Consider the following 17,084-nt stretch of genomic DNA (forward strand, 5'->3'; position numbering starts at 1 on the left):
CCCGTCGCGCGAAGGCGCGCAGCACCAATCACGCTGCGTGGCAGGCCAACACACGGTTCGTGGACGAATGCAAGGCAGGGTTTCGGCCACGACTCAGAGGGCATACCGCCTCCGAGACCGTTGGCGGCGCATCAATGTCGCTCAACCCGCCGCCCGCCGCGACGGAGAGCGATCGGGTTTAAGCTTGCCGGATCGCCCTCCTTTTGGCTCTGATTCACGAACGCGAATTGAGAGGCGCGAAGGAATGTACACGCTCACTGCGGAGAATGTCGTCGAAATGGGAACCGCCACAAAGTCCAATGAGGCATGTCGGCCCGAGTCGGGGTCAACTGAGGCCCTGGCGTCCGCGCCCGGCCTTATGGCGCCCGCTTTGCTGTCCTCTTTCGGAACTTCGCCCGGTCCCACCGCAACGGAGCCGCCCGCCATGTCGACATCGCTGCCCGAATTCCTTGATGCCTGGCTAGACGCCCATGAGCACGAGATCGTGGCCGCCCGCCGTCACATCCACGCCAATCCGCGTTTGTCCCGTCAGGAGCATGACACGGCCGAGTTCGTGGCCGCCCGCTTGCGCGAGGCCGGACTCAAACCGCAGCTCATCCCCGATGGCACCGGATTGACCTGCGACATCGGCGACGGCGACCACGTCGTGGCGATCCGCGCCGACATGGACGCCCTGCCGATCCATGACCCCAAGCAGGTGCCGTATCGGTCCACCGTGGATGGAGTGTGCCACGCCTGCGGGCACGACGCGCACACCGCGATCGTCCTCGGGGTCGGGCGCGTCCTGGCCGAGCTGTCCCGGCGCGGCGAACTGCCCGGCCGCTTCCGGCTGATCTTCCAGCCTTCGGAGGAGCAGTTCCCCTCCGGCGCGCCGACGATGATCAAGTACGGCGCGCTCACCGACGTGGCCGCGATCTATGCCTTCCACTGCGACCCGCAGTTCCTCGCCGGTCAGATCGGCGTGCGCAACGGCCCGCTGACCGCCGCGTGCGACGTCATGGAGGTCCGCATGTCCGGGCGCGGCGGCCACACCTCGCGCCCGCACCTGACGACCGACCTGGTCAACGCCATCGGCCGAGTGATCGTGGACGTCCCGGCCCTGGTCAACCGCCGCCTCGACCCGCGGCAGTCGGTCGCGATCGTCTTCGGCGCGGTCCAAGCCGGCGAGGCCGCCAACGCGATCCCGCAGCAGGCTCTGGCGCGCGCCACGGTGCGCGTGCACGGCCGCGAGACCTGGGCGATGATCCCCGACCTGGTGCAGGAGGTGACGCGGGCGGTAGCCAAGGCCTCCGGCGTCGAATGCGAGATCAGCTACCAGCGCGGCGTCCCGCCGGTCGTCAATGACCGCCTCGCCTCGGCGGCCTTCGCCGGCGCGACCGCCGCCGCGCTGGGGGAGCAGGCCGTCGCGGAGGCCCCGATGTCGATGGGCGGCGAGGACTTCGCGTACTACCTGGAGCAGGTCCCCGGAGCGATGGCCCGTCTCGGCGTCGGCCGCCCGGGCGAGCGCCTCGACATCCACCAGGGCAGCTTCGACATCGACGAGGCCGCCCTCGCCCACGGAGTGAGGGTCATGACCCACACGGCCCTGGCGGCGGCATCGGGCCCGGGTTTCTAAAGCCCGGCAGCGAACCGCGTTCGGCCCGGGATCCTCAGGGCCGTAACTACATCGGAAGGCGGGGAGGCGCGACGCGCCTCCCTGCCTTCGCGCATGAACGTGAATGGCGAGTCCCGGCAAATCGGACTTCCGGAGCGCCCCCGGTTTCGAGGCTACGCGTCGGGTCCGACGGGGCTCGTCATTCGCGATGGGCCGCCCCGGGCCCGTCACTCTTCGGCGATGGGGCGCTTTCTCAGCGTTTCCACGTAATCCTGCGGGGCGCCGGCTGCTTCCGCGGCTCTGAGGATCTCGTCGAGATACCACTGGCTCGGAAGTCCGCCCTCGAAGCCCTCGAAGACGTACAGCCACACCGGCCGGTTCGCCTCCAGCGTCACCGCCTGGGAGTGCATCTTCCGGTAGAGGCCCGAGTTGAGGCCCTCCAGCTCATCGAGCACGGCCTTGTCGGCCGGGTCCAAGTCGTAGAGCGACACGAAGACCCGTTCGCCGGGCGATTCGACAACCGTCGCCACCACCGACTCCCAGCCCAGGTCCGCCCCTGCGAACGTCAGACGCCAGCCCTCAAGCCAGCCCGTCCCCACCAGCGGCGAGCGCGGGCAAGTCGCCCGCATGCGAGCTGGGTCTAGATTCGATCCATACGCGGCATAGAGATGCACGACTCGAAGATACCCTTAAACCTGCCCGCACTGAAGCATCCCGAACACCGAAAGGCGCGCCAGTGACACGTGTAGCGATCATCGGCGGTGGCCCGGCCGGATACGAAGCCGCGCTAGTGGCCTCCCAACTCGGCGCCGAAGTCACCCTCATCGAGTTCACCGGGGCGGGCGGCTCCTGCGTTCTCTCCGACTGCGTCCCCTCCAAGACCTTCATCGCCGCCTCCAACGTGCTCACCGAGATCCACGAGAGCACCTCGATGGGCATCGGCGCAGTGGACACCACCATCGACGCCACCGCCGTCAACAGCCGGGTGCGTCGCCTCGCCACCCAGCAGTCCGCCGACATCGCCCACAAACTCACCGCCGCCGGCGTCAAGATCGTCTACGGGCGTGGCGCCCTCCGCGTGGACGACCGCGCCAACTACGTGCACGAGCTGCGCGTCATGCCGATCGACGGCGAACCGTACGACACCGACTGCGACATCGTCCTCATCGCCACCGGAGCCACCCCCCGCACCCTCCCCTCCGCCCCCGTCGACGGCGAGCGCATCTTCACCTGGCGCCAGCTCTACGACCTCAAGGAACTGCCCGAGCGCCTGATCGTCGTCGGCTCCGGCGTCACCGGCGCCGAGTTCGCCTCCGCCTACCTGGCGATGGGCTCCGCCGTCACCCTCATCTCCTCCCGCGACCGCGTCATGCCCCACGAGGACGCCGAGGCCGCCGAGACCGTCGGAAAGGTCTTCGCCCAGCGCGGCATGGACATCCGCAACCACTCCCGCGCCGCCGCCGCCCGCCGCACCGACGAGGGCGTCGAGGTCGAACTCGAAGACGGCACCGTCATCGACGGCAGCCACGCCCTCATCTGCGTCGGCTCCATCCCCAACTCCGACGACCTGGGCCTGCACGCCTACGGCATCAAGGTCGACGACCGCGGCTTCATCCCCGTCGACAAGGTCTCACGCACCAACGTGCCCGGCGTCTACGCCGCCGGCGACGTCACCGGCGTCCACGCGCTCGCCTCCGTCGCGGCCATGCAGGGGCGCATCGCGATCTGGCACGCCCTCGGCGAGGCCGTCCGCCCGCTCAAGCTCGCCAACGTCGCCGCCAACGTGTTCACCGACCCCGAACTCGCCTCCGTCGGCGTGTCGCAGTCCGAAATCGACTCGGGCAAGGCCGACTGCCGTGCCGTGCTGCTGCCGTTCGCGTCCAACCCGCGCGCCAAGATGGTCGACCGCACCGAGGGCTTCGTGAAGCTCTTCGCGTGGAACGCCTCCGGCATCGTCGCCGGCGGTGTCATCGTCGGGTCGCGTGCCTCCGAGCTCATCACTCCGCTCGCGCTGGCGGTGGAGCAGCGCCTCACCGTCGAGCAGGTGGCCCGAACGCTCACGATCTACCCGTCCCTGTCGGGCTCGGTAGCCGAGGCCGCCCGCCAGCTAATGGAGTATTAGCCCGGTCCACCCGGTCCACCTGATCCCTCGGGCGCTGCCGCCGGGAAGCGCGCGGCCCGCCGGCCTTAGCCGGCACCACCGCTCACGCCGTCGGAGACAACCGGCGGTCCGCCTGCGTATTGAGTTGTGGCCACCGGTGCATGGAGTACCTCCCTTCAGTTCATTGAGTACTGGCTCGATGCTGACACGCGAAACCTGAAGGGGACCTGAACCGCATCGATTCAGGTCCCCTTCAGGTTCATCGAGCTATTTTTCTATCAAGGGGTCCCCCATGGCTACCTGCTTTGGCGCGTCCTCATTGCGGCCGTTCGCTACCCGAAGGTCTCGACGCGCAGGTGCCGGATCAGGTGGACGTCCGTGGCGCCTCCGGTGGAGGAGGCGAAACCGAGCTTGAAGGTGTCGGGCGCGGCAGTCGGCATAGTGGTCTCCAGGACCCGCTTCCAGCCGCTCGCCTCCTCGCCGCCGAGGAACTTCATGTCGACGCTCACCGTCGGGTGCTCGTCGCCGGTGACCTTGAGCTTGACCACTCGCTTCGCGGAGTCCAGCGAGTCGGCGTTGATCCGCTCGGAGAACGTCGAGCCGTACAGGTCGCCATTGTCGACGGTGCCGATGACCTCGTCGGTCGCGCTGGTGGCCAGCAGGCAGTAGCCTTCGGTGCCCTGGCCGGGACCGCGCAGCGCCACGTTGTCCGGCGCGCGGTTGAAATCGGTGTGGAGATGCTCGGGTGCCTGTTCGTCACCGGTGCAGCCGTTGCCGCGTCCTTCGGTGTCGGCCGAGAAATTGCCCCAGGCGTCCAGGCCCAGGCCGAGGTAGCCGCCGTCGACGCCGTCCTGGTCGCCGAGCTCGTCTCCCTCGAATTTCAGGCGCTGGGCGTAGCCCAGGCTCCCGCCGTACGCCCCGACCTCGGTCAGGTCGGTCTCCCCGTCGGCGATGAAGAACGAGATGCCGTCCGCGCCCGTGCCTCCGTACTGGTACTGGGAGAATGTGACCTCGAAGCCGCCCTGGTTCTCCAGCGCCTTGTTGTAGAGGATGCCACCGCCGGAGTAGGTGGAGGCGTCGGTGAGCTGGAGATAGCCGGGCTGCTTGCCGGCCTCCGGGACCGGCCCCGTTTCGTCATCCGGGGCGCAGGCGGCGACGGCCGAGCCGTCGGCCGAATCGTCGGTGGCCCCGCTCAAGCAGGTCTGGCCCAGCGCGATGAAGTTGTCATCGTCGACGCGGCCGTCGTTGAAACTGGCCTCGATAAGCAATTCCTTCTTCTCGACGGTGGTCTGGGCCCCGGCCGACGCGGGCAGCGCCGCCAGCGCGGCGGCGAGCATGACCGAACCGGCCCCGAACATGGCTGAACGTTTCACAGAAATTCCCTCTCTCGCAGGACCTGAGGCGCCGACCGGGCAGGTCGGTGCCATGGCGACCGTCGACATCGGAACGTGATATCGACTACAGAGTGAAGTTATATGAGAACCGTGCGCAAGTCCGGTCGATTGGTCCATTAGGACGCCGGCCCGGCCATGGAGTCCGCGCCGAGCCGGTGTCCCGATCGGGACCCCCAAGCACCCCTAGGGGGTTCGTGAACACCCCTAGGCGTCTCGCCGCCGCATCGCGAGCCAGCCCGCGCCGAGCGCCGCCGCCGTCCACAACACCAGGATCCCGATGCCCGTCCAGGCCCCGTAGTCGCGCCCGAACGTCGGGTCGCCCGGGATCGTCATGTGCATGATCACCATGCCCACCTGATCGGGGAAGTACTGGATCACCGGCCTGATGGCGTCGAGGTTCCCCAGGCCCTGCCCAGAGAGGAACAGGATCGGCAGCAGGATCGCGAGCGTCCACACCGTACTGCGGGTCAGGACCGTGATCGCGGCCGCGAACACGCACATCAGCGTCAGGCTGATCCAGCCGCCCAACAGGGACTCGATCGTCTCCCAATCGGTCCACCCGGCCGCCTTGTCGCCCGCGAGCCCCTGCACGATCGCGAACGCCGCCAGTTCGACCGGGAGCACCGTGACGGCCACGGCCGCGCCGACCACGGTCATCTTCGCGGCGAAGAGCCGCCCCCGCGAGGGCACCGCCGCCAGCGACGCCCTGATGGTGCCGGTCGAGTACTCCGATCCGACGGACGCGACCGCGAAGGTGACGAGGATCAGCTGGGTGATGAGCAGTCCCATGAACGTGGCCGAGAGCGTGTCGCCGCCGTAGAAGGAATCCTCGAGGGAGCCGCCGACCAGCCGCGCGAATCCGAGCGACAGGACCGCGAACACCGTCAACGTCACCGCGGTCGAGCGCACCGACCGGACCTTCACCCATTCGGCCGAGGCCGCCTGCCCGAGCGCGCTCATCGGGTATTTCCTGTTCGACTCGTGCCGCTTCGATAGTCGACCGATTCGCTCGTCAACGTCATGAACGCCTCCTCCAGGCTCGCGCCGCTGTGCGACGCCAGGAACTTCTCCATCGGCTCGTCCACGAGCAGCCGCCCCCGTCCGATCACGACCAGGTGCTGCGCCGTCAGCGCCATCTCGGCCATGAGGTGGCTGGAGACGAGCACGGTGCGGCCCTCGGCGGCGAGCCGCTTCATGAGGTTCCGGATCCACACCACGCCTTCGGGGTCGAGGCCGTTGACCGGTTCGTCGAGGATGAGCACCCCCGGGTCGCCGAGCAGTGCCGCGGCCACGCCGAGGCGCTGCTTCATGCCCAGCGAGAACGTCTTGGCGCGCTTCCCGGCGGCCCCGGCCATCCCAGTCTCCTCCAGGACCTCGCCGATCCGCCGCTCGCCGATGCCGTTGCTGCGCGCCAGCCAACGCAGATGCTCGCGGGCGGTGCGGGTCGGGTGCAGGTCACCGGCCTCCAGCAGCGCGCCGACCTCGTGGAGGGGCCGGGCGAGGGACGCGTACGGGCGTCCGTTCACGGTGGCGTGGCCGCTCGTGGGCCGGTCGAGGCCCAGGATGAGCCGGATCGTGGTGGACTTGCCCGCGCCGTTGGGGCCGAGGAAACCGGTGACGCGGCCCGGTTCCACGGTGAAGGACAGATCGTCGACGGCAGTGCCGCCGCGATATCGCTTGCTCAGATTGCTCACTTCGATCACGTTGCAACCGTAGGAAAAGCGGCGGTCTCCCAGAAGTCGCCGATGGTCGCCGGAATCGGCGACGAAAGTGAACGCCGCCGATGCGTACCCTGGCCCTATGAGAGGTCTCCTCGCGGCGATCGCCGTGGTCTTGGCCGAATTCGCCGTGCTCGCCGCCCTGCCGGCCGGGCCGCTGCCCGCCGGGATCCTGGCGCTGCTCGCCGCGGCCGTGGTCGTCGCGCTGTGGCAGCGGTACCGCCGGGCCGAACGCGAAAAGGAGGTCGCGGTCCACCGGGAGCGGCTGCGGCTGGCGCGCGACATGCACGACCGGATCGGACGGCGGCTCGCTCTCGCGGCGGTCCAGGTCGCGGCCCTGGAAGTCCGCGAATCCGACCCCGGGCGCCGCTTTGAGACGCGGCAGGTCGGGGACACCGTGCGGGCCGCGGTCGAGGACCTGCACGGCCTGGTGTCGGTGCTGCGCACCGGAGCCGAGGCGGAGGCGAGGTTCGATGCGGCCGCGGCGACGACGCTCGCGGCGGCGTTCATCGAGTCCGGGGTGCCGGTCGAACTGCGGTTCGAGGGCGAGCCGGGTCCGCTTCCGGAGGTGGCGGCCCGGGCGGCCTATGCGGTGCTGGAGGAGGGGCTCGCGAACGCGGCCAAGCACGCGCCGGGCGAAGCGGTGCGCGCCGCGGTGACGTGGGAGGCCGACGCGTTGCTGGTGACGGTGGAAAATGCCCTGGCCGAATCGGCGCCCGCCGAGAACCCGCCTGGCGGGCATGGGCTCACGGGCCTGCGCGAGCGGATCGACGCGGCGGGCGGGCTCCTGGACTGCCGGGTCGCAGACGGCCGGTTCCGGGTGAGCGCCATGCTGCCGCTGCCCGCCACGCGGACGCCGCGCTCGCGGGCGGCCCGGACGGCGGCGATCGCCACAGTGGTGCTCCTGCTCGTGCTGCTGCCGTTGACCACGGTCGCGGGGACGCGGCCGTGACGAGCGTGGTGATCGCCGACGATGAGCCGCTCGTGGTCGAAGGCGTGCGGACGGTCCTGGAGGCGGCCGGGATCCGGGTCGCGGCGACCGCCCACAACGGACGCGATGCGCTCGCGGAAGTGGAGCGGCACCGGCCCGACATCGCCCTGGTGGACCTGCACATGCCCGGACCCGGAGGCCTGGAAGTGGTCGAGCGGCTCGGCGCACTCGCGTCCCGGACGCGGGCGCTGGTACTGACCTCGTTCGGGGATCAGGAGAACGTGCTCGCGGCCGTGGAGCGCGGCGCGGCCGGGTTCGTGCTGAAGACCTGCGCGCCGGAGGAACTGGTGAGCGCGGTCCGGGCGGTCGCCGCCGGGGAGGCGTACCTGTCGCCCGTCGTGACGCGGATGGTGCTCGGCCTGGTGGCCCCGGAGTCGGCGCCGCGCCGCCGCGACGCGGTGGCCCGACTCGAGCGTCTGGCGGCCCGGGAGCGGGAGGTCTTGGACCTGCTGGCCAAGGGCCAGTCGAACGCGGAGATCGCCCGCGGCGTCCACATGAGCGAGGCGACCGTGAAGACGTACGTGAGCCGTATCCTCGCGAAACTGGAGTGCGCCAACCGAGTTCAGGCCGCGCTCATCGCCAGGGACGGGCGAGGCCGATAATCTCGCCCGCGCCCCGCTACCAGCTGCTCGGGACCGGCGTGCCCTCCGTGTATCCCGCCGCCGACTGCACGCCCACGGCCGCCCGGTCGTGGAACTCGCCGAGGCTCGTCGCCCCCGCGTACGTCGCCGACGAGCGCACGCCCGCCACGATCGAATCGAGCAGGTCCTCCACGCCGGGCCGCTTCGGGTCCAGATACATCCGGCCCGTCGAGATGCCCTCCTCGAACAGCGCCTTCCGGGCCTGCCCGAACGCCGAATCGGTCGCGCTGCGCGCCTTGACCGCCCGCGCCGAGGCCATCCCGAAGGACTCCTTGAACGGCCTGCCCTCAGCGTCGTAGTGCATGTCGCCGGGCGACTCGTGCGTCCCGGCGAACCACGAACCGATCATCACGTTCGAAGCTCCGGCGGCCAGCGCCAGCGCCACGTCACGCGGGTGGCGCACCCCGCCGTCGGCCCACACGTGCTTGCCGTGCCGCCGCGCCGTCGCGGCGCATTCGAGCACCGCCGAGAACTGCGGCCGCCCCACGCCGGTCATCATGCGGGTCGTGCACATCGCGCCCGGGCCCACGCCGACCTTGACGATGTCGGCGCCGGCGTTGATGAGGTCGTTCGCGCCCTCGGCCGTGACCACGTTGCCGGCGGCGATCGGCACGTTCGGGGCCGCGTCGCGCGCGAGCTTGAGCGCGTCGAGCATCTTCTCCTGGTGCCCGTGCGCGGTGTCGACCACGATCACGTCCGCCCCGGCCTCGACCAGCGCGCTGGCCTTGCCGCTGACGTCGCCGTTGATCCCGATGGCGACCGCGATGCGCAGGCGCCCCGAAGCGTCGGTGTTCGGCCGGTAGATCGTGTTGCGCACCGCGCCGGCGCGGGTGAGCACGCCGTGCAGGCGGCCCCGCTCGTCCAGGACGGGCGCGAGTTTGACATTGGCCTCGTCGAGGATGTCGAAGGCGTTCTCGTCGGAGATGCCGGCCGGGAGGGTGATGAGCCGGTCGGAGGCGACCTGTTCGAGCTGGGTGAACCGGTCGACGCCGCGGCAGTCGGCCTCGGTGACCACGCCGAGCGGCCGGTTCTCGGAGTCGACCACGATGACCGCGCCGTGCGCGCGTTTGGGGAACAGCGCGATGGCCTCGGCGACGGTCGCGGTGGGCGGCAGCGTCAGGGCCGTGTCGCAGTCGAGCGGGCGGGACTTCACCTTCGCGATGACGTCGGCGACGACGCCCGTCGGGATGTCCTGGGGGATGACCGCGAGGCCGCCGCGCCGGGCGAGGGTCTCGGCCATGCGCCGGCCCGAGACCGCCGTCATGTTGGCGGCGATGATCGGCACGCTGTTGCCGGTGCCGTCGTCCGTCGACAGGTCCACATCCAAACGCGAGGTCACCGCCGAACGGCCCGGGACCATGAAGACGTCGGCGTAGGTGAGGTCGTGCCTGGGCTGGTCGTCGATGAAACGCATGGTGGCCCCCTGAGGATGGACTGGTCTGGTACGGCGCGGTTCGCGCCCCGCGGCTTCGGTGCCGCCGGGCACTCTAACGTATTTTCAACCGGCCGTAGCAGTGCTTGTGGTGCTACGCACAGCGACTTCCATTGTCCCTCGGAAACGGGCGTCCTGTAAGTCTGAGATCTGACAGATCGAGTCACCGGCGGCGACCACGTCGCCCATGCCGATCGCCAGGCCGGAGACCGTCCCGGACTTGTGCGCCTCGATCGGCTGCTCCATCTTCATGGCCTCCAGGACCACGATGGTGTCGCCCTTGACGACGGACTGGCCCTCGGTGCACGCGACTTTGACGATGGTGCCCTGCATCGGCGAGGGCAGGGTGTCCCCGCCGATCACCGGGCCGGAGTCGGCCTTCTTCTTCGCGCCGCGCTTCTTCGGCTTGTTCGACGGCCCGGGGTTCAGCAGCCCGGCCGGGATCGACACCTCCAGGCGCTTGCCGCCGACCTCGACGACCAGGCTGGTGCGCTCCTCGGCGTCGGATCCGCCCGCGGCGGCCGCGTCGAAGGGGTCGAGGGTGTTGTCCCACTCGGTCTCGATCCAGCGGGTGTGGACCGTGAAATCTTCTGCGAACGCCTTGTCCTCGATGACCGCGCGGTGGAAGGGCAGGACCGTGGCCAGGCCCTCGACCTCCATTTCGGCCAGTGCGCGGCGGGAGCGGCGCAGGGCCTCGTCGCGGGTGGCGCCGGTGACGATCACCTTGGCCAGCAGCGAGTCGAAGTTGCCGTCGATGACCGAGCCGGCCTCGACGCCGGTGTCGACGCGCACGCCCGGGCCGGACGGGAGCTTGAGCCCGGTGACGATGCCGGGGGCGGGCAGGAAGCCGCGCCCGGGGTCTTCGCCGTTGATGCGGAACTCGATCGAGTGGCCGCGCGGCTCGGGGTCCTCGGTCAGGTCGAGGACTTCGCCGTCGGCGATGCGGAACTGCTCGCGGACCAGGTCGATGCCGCTGGTCTCCTCGGAGACGGGGTGCTCGACCTGAAGGCGCGTATTGACCTCCAGGAAGGAGATGGTGCCGTCGGTGCCGACGAGGAATTCGACGGTCCCGGCGCCGTGGTAGTCGGCCTCGGTGCAGATCGCCTTGGCGGCCTTGTGGATCGTCTCGCGCTGCGCGTCGGACAGGAACGGCGCGGGCGCCTCCTCGACGAGCTTCTGGTGGCGGCGCTGGAGGGAGCAGTCGCGGGTGCCGACGACGATCACATTGCCGTGCGTGTCGGCCAGGACCTGCGCCTCGACGTGGCGGGGCTTGTCCAGATAGCGCTCCACAAAGCACTCGCCGCGCCCGAACGCGGACTCGGCCTCGCGGACGGCCGAGTCGAACAGGTCCGAGATCTCGTCCCGGACGCGGGCGACCTTGAGGCCGCGGCCGCCGCCGCCGAAGGCGGCCTTGATCGCGACGGGCAGGCCGTGCTCGTCGGCGAAGGCGATGATCTCCGAGGCGTCCTTGACCGGCTCCTTGGTGCCCGGCACCAGCGGCACGTCGGCGCGCATCGCCAGGTGGCGGGCCGTGACCTTGTCGCCGAGGTCGCGGATGGCCTGCGGGGTGGGCCCGATCCAGGTGAGCCCGGCGTCCATGACGGCCTGGGCGAACTCGGCGTTCTCGGAGAGGAAGCCGTAGCCGGGGTGGACCGCGTCCGCCTCCGAGCGTTCGGCGATGCGGATCAGCTTGTCGATCCGCAGATAGGTGTCGGCGGCGCTCACGCCGTCGAGGGCGAACGCCTCGTCGGCCAAAAGCGTGTGGGGTGCATCGCGATCGCCGTCGGCGTAGACGGCGACGGACTCGAAGCCGGCGTCCCGGCAGGCCCGGATGACTCTCACCGCTATCTCGCCGCGGTTGGCGATCAATACCTTGCGCACGTTCCGCAGTGTAGTTCCCACAGATTCCAGGCCGGGGGCCCGGCGACGTTGGACGTGCCGCGGAACTGGTCTAAAACGGTCGTTCTTTGGTGGTTCTCCACAACTACGTTTGTGGATTTTTTGAGGTGATGTACCGAACGGTCGTTCAGGGCCCTACTTGAAGCCCTGCTGCCACTCGCTGACGGCAGGGTTTGAGAAGCGATCGGAGCGGATCGCCTCGCGCCACTGCTGGATCTCTTCGGGATCGGGCTCTCCGGTGATCGTCAGGTCCCCGGACTCGATGCGGTCGGCGGTCTCCTCGCACCATTCGGCGTCCACGGCCATCAAAGCGGTGTGGCGCTTGAGCATCGCGCGCACATGCGGGGGAACGAACCGGTCCTCGCAACCCTCGGTGAACTCACCGGTGGTCGAGGCCAGCAGCATGGTCAGGCCCTCGATTCGGGAGTAGAGGGTCTCGGCCCGCTGGCGCAGCATCGCCGTGTTCTCGGCCGGGCTGAGCACGGTCGCGAAGGACCACGCGGTGTGGAACGGGTCGTCGATCTGCTCGACCTCCCAGAGCTTCTCGCGCACCAGCCGCTGGAACTCGGTTTCTCCTGTCACGGTGATTCGATACGTCGTCCGGGCGGGGCGCGCGTCCACCGACTCGGTGGCGACCGCCTCGATCAGGCCGTCGGCGGTCAACCGCTTGAGCGCGTGGTAGATCGAGCCCGCCCCGATCTCGTTCACCCCCGGCATCCGCCACGAGTCGAGCTCTCGGCGCACCAGGTAGCCGTGAACCGGGCCGAGCCACCGGACGAGGCCGAGTACAAGCAGTCGCGTGCTCCACATACGGACCATAGTACTCCAACGTTGACTATCGATTTTTCCACCAGGAATCCAGTTTGCACATGCTCAGTGCTCGCCTATATAGTCAAACTTGAACAAGGAATGCCGCTCGCGATAGCGGCAGCGAGACCAACACCGAAACCACCCGTGAGGTACCCATGCTCATCGAGACCAAGGGGCTGAAGAAGGTCTTCAAGTCCCGCGGCAAAGCAGTCGAGGCCGTACGCGGCGTCGACCTCTCCGTGAAAGAGGGCGAGATCTTCGGCCTCCTCGGCCCCAACGGCGCCGGCAAGACCACCACAATGCGAATGCTCTCGACGCTCATCGAGCCCACCGAGGGCCAGGTGTCCGTCTGCGGCCACGACCTCGCCTCCGACCCCGCCGCGGTCCGCCGCGACATCGGCTACGTCGGCCAAGAGGGCGGCACCTGGGGCGAGGTCACCGCCCGCGAGGAACTGATCATGCAGGGCCGCCTCTACGGCATGTCCAAGAAGCAGTCCTCCGCCCGCGCCGAGGAAGTCCTGGAGTCCTTCCAGCTCTCCGAGTTCGCAGGCCGCACCGTCAAGACGTACTCCGGCGGCCAGAAGCGCCGCCTCGACATCGCGCTGGGCATCATGCACCAGCCCAAGATCCTCTTCCTGGACGAGCCGACGACGGGCCTGGACCCGCAGTCGCGCGCCCACATGTGGGACGAGGTCCGCTCCCTGCGTGAGCGCGGCACCGCCATCTTCCTCACCACCCACTACCTCGACGAGGCCGACGCCCTGTGCGACCGCCTCGCCATCATCGACAACGGCGAGATCGTCACCGAGGGCACGCCCCTCGAACTCAAGAAGGAAGTGGCCGGCGACGTCGTCGCCATCGGCCTGACGGGCAACGCCGCCGACGCGGCCGACCTGCTGCGCCCCAAGGACTTCATCCGCGAGATCGAGGCCGGCGAGGCCGACCCGACCACCGAGGTCGCGATCCTGCGCATGTACGTCGACGACGGCGCCGCCGCGCTCCCCGAACTGCTGCGCCTGCTCGACGGTGCCGCCAAAGACGGTGCCGACATCGCCATCGCATCCATCGAACTGCACCGGCCCAGCCTGGACGACGTGTTCCTGAAGCAGACCGGCCGCTCCCTGCGAGAGGAGAACTGACGTGAAGACCCTGCGCGACACCTGGCTGGTCTACTCCAGGTCCATGAAGCTCAACCTCAAGCAGCCGGTCTGGCTCATCGTCATGCTGGTCCAGCCGCTGTACTTCCTGTTCCTCTTCGCCCCGCTGCTGGAGGGCATGGACGGGCAGCCCGGTTTTGAGGAAGGTGCGATGGAGACCTTCGTACCCGGCCTGATCATCATGATGGCGCTCTTCGGATCCGCCTTCGTCGGCTTCGGCCTCATCGCCGAACTTCGCCAAGGCGTCATCGAGCGCATGCGCGTGACCCCGGTCAGCCGCATCGCCCTGATGCTCGGCCGCACCCTCGCCAGCGTCACCACCACGCTGTTCCAGTCGCTGGCCCTGGTCCTGCTCGCCGCGCTGACCGGCAAGCTCGAAATCTACTGGCCCGGCGTGTTCCTCATGCTCGTGATCGTCCTGCTCACCTCGTTCATGCTCGCCGGACTCTCACTCGGACTCGCGATCGTGCTCAAGAGCGAGGACGCGATGGGCCCGGTCATCAACACGCTGGTCCAGCCGATCATGCTCATCTCCGGCATCATGCTGCCGATGGTCATGGCGCCGCAGTGGCTCCAGAACGTAGCCGACTTCAACCCGTTCTACTACGCCGTCCAGGCCTCCCGAGACCTGTTCGCGGGCCACCTCGACACCGCCGCCGTCTGGCAGGCCCCGGTCATCCTCGGCGCGCTGGCCATCGTCCTGGTCTGGTGGGCCACCAGGAAGTTCGCCCGGGCGGTCGCCTAGGCATACGAGCTACAACCCAAGAGAATCCAGGAAACACCGGACCGCCGCGGGCCACTCGCTCGCGGCGGTTTCCTGCTCAGCGCCGCAGGAACGACGCCAGCTCCGCCCGGAGGTTCAGACTGGGGTAGGTCTCCCGCTCCGCGATCAGGCCGACCGCCTCCCGCGCCAGACTCAGATCCTCATCGCCCGCCGCGTCCCGCAGCAGATCCAGGTCCGCCTCCACCCGGATGCCCGTGAAGACCTGGTCGGAGTTGATCCGGTCCATCTCCACGAACGCGGCCGGGACGGGCCGCTGGACCTGGCCGCTGAACGACAGCAGCCCCAACGCGATCAGGTGCCCGATCCGCGCCACCGGCACGAACTGGCCCGGCAGGATCTCCAGCCGCTCGGCCGCCCGCGCGATCTCCCCCTCGATCCGCGAATCCGCGAAGCACAGGTCCACGTACAGCTCCCGGTCGGAAGAGCCCTCGTCGACGAGACTGGCCTCGGCGATGCGCCCGCTCTCGGGACGGATGATCTCGAAATCCTCGGGCCCCATCGGGTCGTCCTCCGCGCCACCGTCCAAACGCTCGAACGAGGCCCGCTCGGTCAGGGTCAGCAGATGGTAGCCCGAATCCGTCAGCCCTTCGAGGATGTCCTGCACCACTTGCTCATCGGTGACGGGCACGATCACGGTCGCATGACTCATGTACCGGGGTTCGACCCGCGCCGAGACCGCCAGGCTCCCCGCCAGCGCCCACGGCGCCTCCAGCGAGTCGAAGGCGTCGGCGAGGCGCGCGTAGGCGCGTTCGAGGCTGTTCACTTGCGGCGCCGACAATCCCGCCGCCTTCCCCGGGCCGGATCGGCTCATGTCGGGGAATTCGACGCCGTCGCTCATCCAGTTCATCAGGGCGCCACGCATCTCCCACTCGCCCATGCCGGGCCGGGCCCGCAGCAGCTTCATGCGGTACATGCGAAGCCGGGTCTCATCCGCCTCGACGGCGATCCTCAGCCGTTCGGCCGGTGTGAGTGATGCCATACGGCAAGGGTAACGCCGGCCGTCGGATTGTGCCTCATACGAATTGACGCGCCGCCATGGCCCGAAAGGGCCGTGGCGGCGCGTCGTCTCGCGTGCCTGTGGCTTACAGCGTCTCGACGCCTTCGATGCCGCGCATGGCACCTCGCGTGTCGAGGACCGGGACGCCCTCGGGCATCGCGTCGGGGGTGTACTCGGCGTGCTGGGTCAGCAGGATGATCAGGTCCGCCTTGGCCGTGGCCAGGTCGCCGACCCGCTCGACCTCGTGGCCGCCCACGGACCAGGACCCGACGTGCGGGTCGTGGTAGGCCAGTTCGGCGCCCGCGTCGAGCAGCTTCTTGGCGACCGGGGACGACGGCGACTCGCGCTGGTCGGCGATGTCGGCCTTGTAGGTGACGCCCAACAGCAGCACCCGCGCCCGGCTCAGCGCCAGGCCGGCGCCGTTCAGCCGGGACATGGCCCGGTTGACGACGTACTCGGGCATCCGGTTGTTGATCTCCTGCGCCAACTCCACGAAGCGGAACGGGTAGCCGAGGGTCCGGACCTTGTAGGACAGGTAGTTCGGGTCGATCGGGATGCAGTGCCCGCCGACGCCGGGGCCGGGGTAGAAGGCCTGGTAGCCGAACGGCTTGGTCTTGGCGAGGTTGATCGCGTCCCACAGGTCCACGCCGAGTTCGCGGCAGAAGACCGCCATCTCGTTGACCAGGGCGATGTTCACGTGCCGGTAGGTGTTCTCCAGCAGCTTGGCCATCTCGGCCTCGCGGGTGCCCTTGGCCTGGACGACGGTGTCGATGAACCGGTCGTAGAGGGCGCTGGCGACGGCCGTGCACTCCGCGGTGAGGCCGCCGACGACCTTGGGGGTGTTGACGATCCCGTAGACCGGGTTGCCCGGGTCGACGCGCTCGGGGGAGAAGGCCAGGTGGAAGTCGACGCCGGGCTCGAGCCCGGACTCCTCGCGGAGGATGGGGGCGACGACCTCTTCGGTGGTGCCCGGGTAGGTGGTGGACTCCAGGACCACCAGGGCGCCCTTGGCCAGGTGCTCGCCCGCGGCGCGCGACGCGCCGATGACGGCGCCGAGGTCGGGGCCGCCGGCCTCGGACAGGGGCGTGGGCACGCAGATGACGATCGCCTTCGCGCGCGCCTGGACCGAGGTGTCGGTGGTGGCGGTGTAGCCCTGGTCGAGCATCACGGCGAGTTCGTCGTCCGAGATGTCGTCGATGTGGCTGGAGCCGGCGTTGAGGGCGTCCACGACACGCTGGGTGCGGTCGAGCCCTACCACGGTGAGGCCCTGGGCGATCGCCGCTTGGGCCAGCGGCAATCCGACATACCCCTGACCGACTACGACCAGGTCGATCGAGGCTTCGGCGGCGTTCGCATTCGATGCCACAGTAGAGTCCTTTGCTTTGGTGACGGGGGGGTGTCCGCGGAGCATTCGGATCCGAGATTAGCAATAGCGAATTGCGCGCATCTGACCAGGGCAAACGTAGTGTGGCGTTGGAGGATCGTTCACCCTTTGGTCACTTTCTCGCAAACCACACGCCCACTGACCTGATTGTTCACCGACTGATCGACGAGAGTTCACTGATT

The 17,084-nt window shown here is 69.1% G+C and carries 14 protein-coding genes and 1 pseudogene; 6 read left to right on the forward strand and 9 right to left on the reverse strand.

The window, feature by feature from the left end:
- Positions 1-358: 358 nt before the first annotated feature.
- A complete protein-coding gene (locus FAB82_RS01260; RefSeq protein WP_136532829.1) occupies positions 359-1,615 on the forward strand; it encodes an amidohydrolase in 1,257 nt (418 codons plus the stop codon).
- A gap of 206 nt (positions 1,616-1,821) precedes the next feature.
- Here FAB82_RS01260 and FAB82_RS01265 read toward each other — a convergent pair whose 3' ends face one another.
- Positions 1,822-2,268, reverse strand: coding sequence for a gamma-glutamylcyclotransferase family protein (locus tag FAB82_RS01265; protein ID WP_136532727.1), 447 nt, complete (start codon positions 2,266-2,268; stop codon positions 1,822-1,824).
- Between FAB82_RS01265 and FAB82_RS01270 the strand changes: the two genes are divergently transcribed.
- Positions 2,244-3,716 carry an NAD(P)H-quinone dehydrogenase gene (locus FAB82_RS01270; RefSeq protein WP_136532728.1) on the forward strand — a complete coding sequence of 491 codons (1,473 nt, stop codon included), beginning with the start codon at positions 2,244-2,246 and terminating at the stop codon, positions 3,714-3,716. The genes FAB82_RS01265 and FAB82_RS01270 overlap by 25 nt on opposite strands.
- A 311-nt stretch (positions 3,717-4,027) precedes the next feature.
- Here the strand turns inward: FAB82_RS01270 and FAB82_RS01275 are convergent, their stop codons facing one another.
- From FAB82_RS01275 to FAB82_RS01285, 3 genes are all read right to left on the reverse strand, one after another.
- On the reverse strand, positions 4,028-5,068 hold the full coding sequence (locus tag FAB82_RS01275; RefSeq protein ID WP_136532729.1) for an L-type lectin family protein: 1,041 nt from the start codon (positions 5,066-5,068) through the stop codon (positions 4,028-4,030).
- A gap of 225 nt (positions 5,069-5,293) precedes the next feature.
- Complete coding sequence (locus FAB82_RS01280) at positions 5,294-6,049, reverse strand: ABC transporter permease (protein ID WP_136532730.1); 756 nt, start codon at positions 6,047-6,049, stop codon at positions 5,294-5,296.
- Positions 6,046-6,792, reverse strand: coding sequence for an ABC transporter ATP-binding protein (locus FAB82_RS01285; protein ID WP_246039401.1), 747 nt, complete (start codon positions 6,790-6,792; stop codon positions 6,046-6,048). The genes FAB82_RS01280 and FAB82_RS01285 overlap by 4 nt, the downstream gene beginning before the upstream one ends.
- Positions 6,793-6,889: 97 nt before the next feature.
- On the opposite strand from FAB82_RS01285, the gene FAB82_RS01290 reads away from it, so the two are divergent.
- Complete coding sequence (locus FAB82_RS01290; RefSeq protein WP_136532732.1) at positions 6,890-7,759, forward strand: sensor histidine kinase; 870 nt, start codon at positions 6,890-6,892, stop codon at positions 7,757-7,759.
- Positions 7,756-8,400 carry a response regulator gene (locus FAB82_RS01295; RefSeq protein ID WP_136532733.1) on the forward strand — a complete coding sequence of 215 codons (645 nt, stop codon included), beginning with the start codon at positions 7,756-7,758 and terminating at the stop codon, positions 8,398-8,400. Before FAB82_RS01290 ends, FAB82_RS01295 begins: the two co-directional genes overlap by 4 nt.
- A gap of 16 nt (positions 8,401-8,416) precedes the next feature.
- On the opposite strand, the gene FAB82_RS01300 is transcribed toward FAB82_RS01295, so the two are convergent.
- The 3 genes and pseudogenes from FAB82_RS01300 to FAB82_RS01310 form a co-directional block, all read right to left on the reverse strand.
- The gene (locus tag FAB82_RS01300) at positions 8,417-9,853 is read right to left on the reverse strand and encodes a GuaB1 family IMP dehydrogenase-related protein (RefSeq protein ID WP_136532734.1); all 1,437 of its coding nucleotides are present in this window, start codon (positions 9,851-9,853) and stop codon (positions 8,417-8,419) included.
- A 162-nt stretch (positions 9,854-10,015) separates the two neighbouring features.
- Positions 10,016-11,752, reverse strand: a pseudogene (locus FAB82_RS01305) (acetyl/propionyl/methylcrotonyl-CoA carboxylase subunit alpha); the annotation flags it as partial.
- A 153-nt stretch (positions 11,753-11,905) separates the two neighbouring features.
- The gene (locus FAB82_RS01310) at positions 11,906-12,580 is read right to left on the reverse strand and encodes a PadR family transcriptional regulator (RefSeq protein ID WP_136532736.1); all 675 of its coding nucleotides are present in this window, start codon (positions 12,578-12,580) and stop codon (positions 11,906-11,908) included.
- A gap of 155 nt (positions 12,581-12,735) precedes the next feature.
- On the opposite strand from FAB82_RS01310, the gene FAB82_RS01315 reads away from it, so the two are divergent.
- Entirely contained in the window at positions 12,736-13,719 is a 984-nt protein-coding gene (locus tag FAB82_RS01315; RefSeq protein ID WP_136532737.1) for an ATP-binding cassette domain-containing protein, read from the forward strand.
- Between the two features lies 1 nt (position 13,720).
- Positions 13,721-14,482 carry an ABC transporter permease gene (locus FAB82_RS01320; RefSeq protein WP_136532738.1) on the forward strand — a complete coding sequence of 254 codons (762 nt, stop codon included), beginning with the start codon at positions 13,721-13,723 and terminating at the stop codon, positions 14,480-14,482.
- 76 nt (positions 14,483-14,558) lie between these two features.
- On the opposite strand, the gene FAB82_RS01325 is transcribed toward FAB82_RS01320, so the two are convergent.
- Positions 14,559-15,500 carry a hypothetical protein gene (locus FAB82_RS01325; RefSeq protein ID WP_136532739.1) on the reverse strand — a complete coding sequence of 314 codons (942 nt, stop codon included), beginning with the start codon at positions 15,498-15,500 and terminating at the stop codon, positions 14,559-14,561.
- 103 nt (positions 15,501-15,603) lie between these two features.
- Positions 15,604-16,929, reverse strand: a complete 1,326-nt coding sequence (locus tag FAB82_RS01330) for a nucleotide sugar dehydrogenase (RefSeq protein WP_136532740.1) — start codon at positions 16,927-16,929, stop codon at positions 15,604-15,606.
- Positions 16,930-17,084 lie beyond the last annotated feature (155 nt).

Source organism: Glycomyces buryatensis, from assembly GCF_004912275.1.
GTDB classification, from domain to species: domain Bacteria; phylum Actinomycetota; class Actinomycetes; order Mycobacteriales; family Micromonosporaceae; genus Glycomyces; species Glycomyces buryatensis.

What these genes read in the sequence shown, in the direction of transcription:
- FAB82_RS01315 (WP_136532737.1), top strand. Translation starts at nt 12,736, where the DNA reads ATGCTCATCGAGACCAAGGGGCTGAAGAAGGTCTTCAAGTCCCGCGGC.
- FAB82_RS01290 (WP_136532732.1), top strand. Translation starts at nt 6,890, where the DNA reads ATGAGAGGTCTCCTCGCGGCGATCGCCGTGGTCTTGGCCGAATTCGCC.
- FAB82_RS01280 (WP_136532730.1), bottom strand. Translation starts at nt 6,049, where the DNA reads ATGAGCGCGCTCGGGCAGGCGGCCTCGGCCGAATGGGTGAAGGTCCGG.
- FAB82_RS01330 (WP_136532740.1), bottom strand. Translation starts at nt 16,929, where the DNA reads ATGCTCCGCGGACACCCCCCCGTCACCAAAGCAAAGGACTCTACTGTG.
- FAB82_RS01300 (WP_136532734.1), bottom strand. Translation starts at nt 9,853, where the DNA reads ATGCGTTTCATCGACGACCAGCCCAGGCACGACCTCACCTACGCCGAC.
- FAB82_RS01325 (WP_136532739.1), bottom strand. Translation starts at nt 15,500, where the DNA reads ATGGCATCACTCACACCGGCCGAACGGCTGAGGATCGCCGTCGAGGCG.
- FAB82_RS01260 (WP_136532829.1), top strand. Translation starts at nt 359, where the DNA reads ATGGCGCCCGCTTTGCTGTCCTCTTTCGGAACTTCGCCCGGTCCCACC.
- FAB82_RS01310 (WP_136532736.1), bottom strand. Translation starts at nt 12,580, where the DNA reads ATGTGGAGCACGCGACTGCTTGTACTCGGCCTCGTCCGGTGGCTCGGC.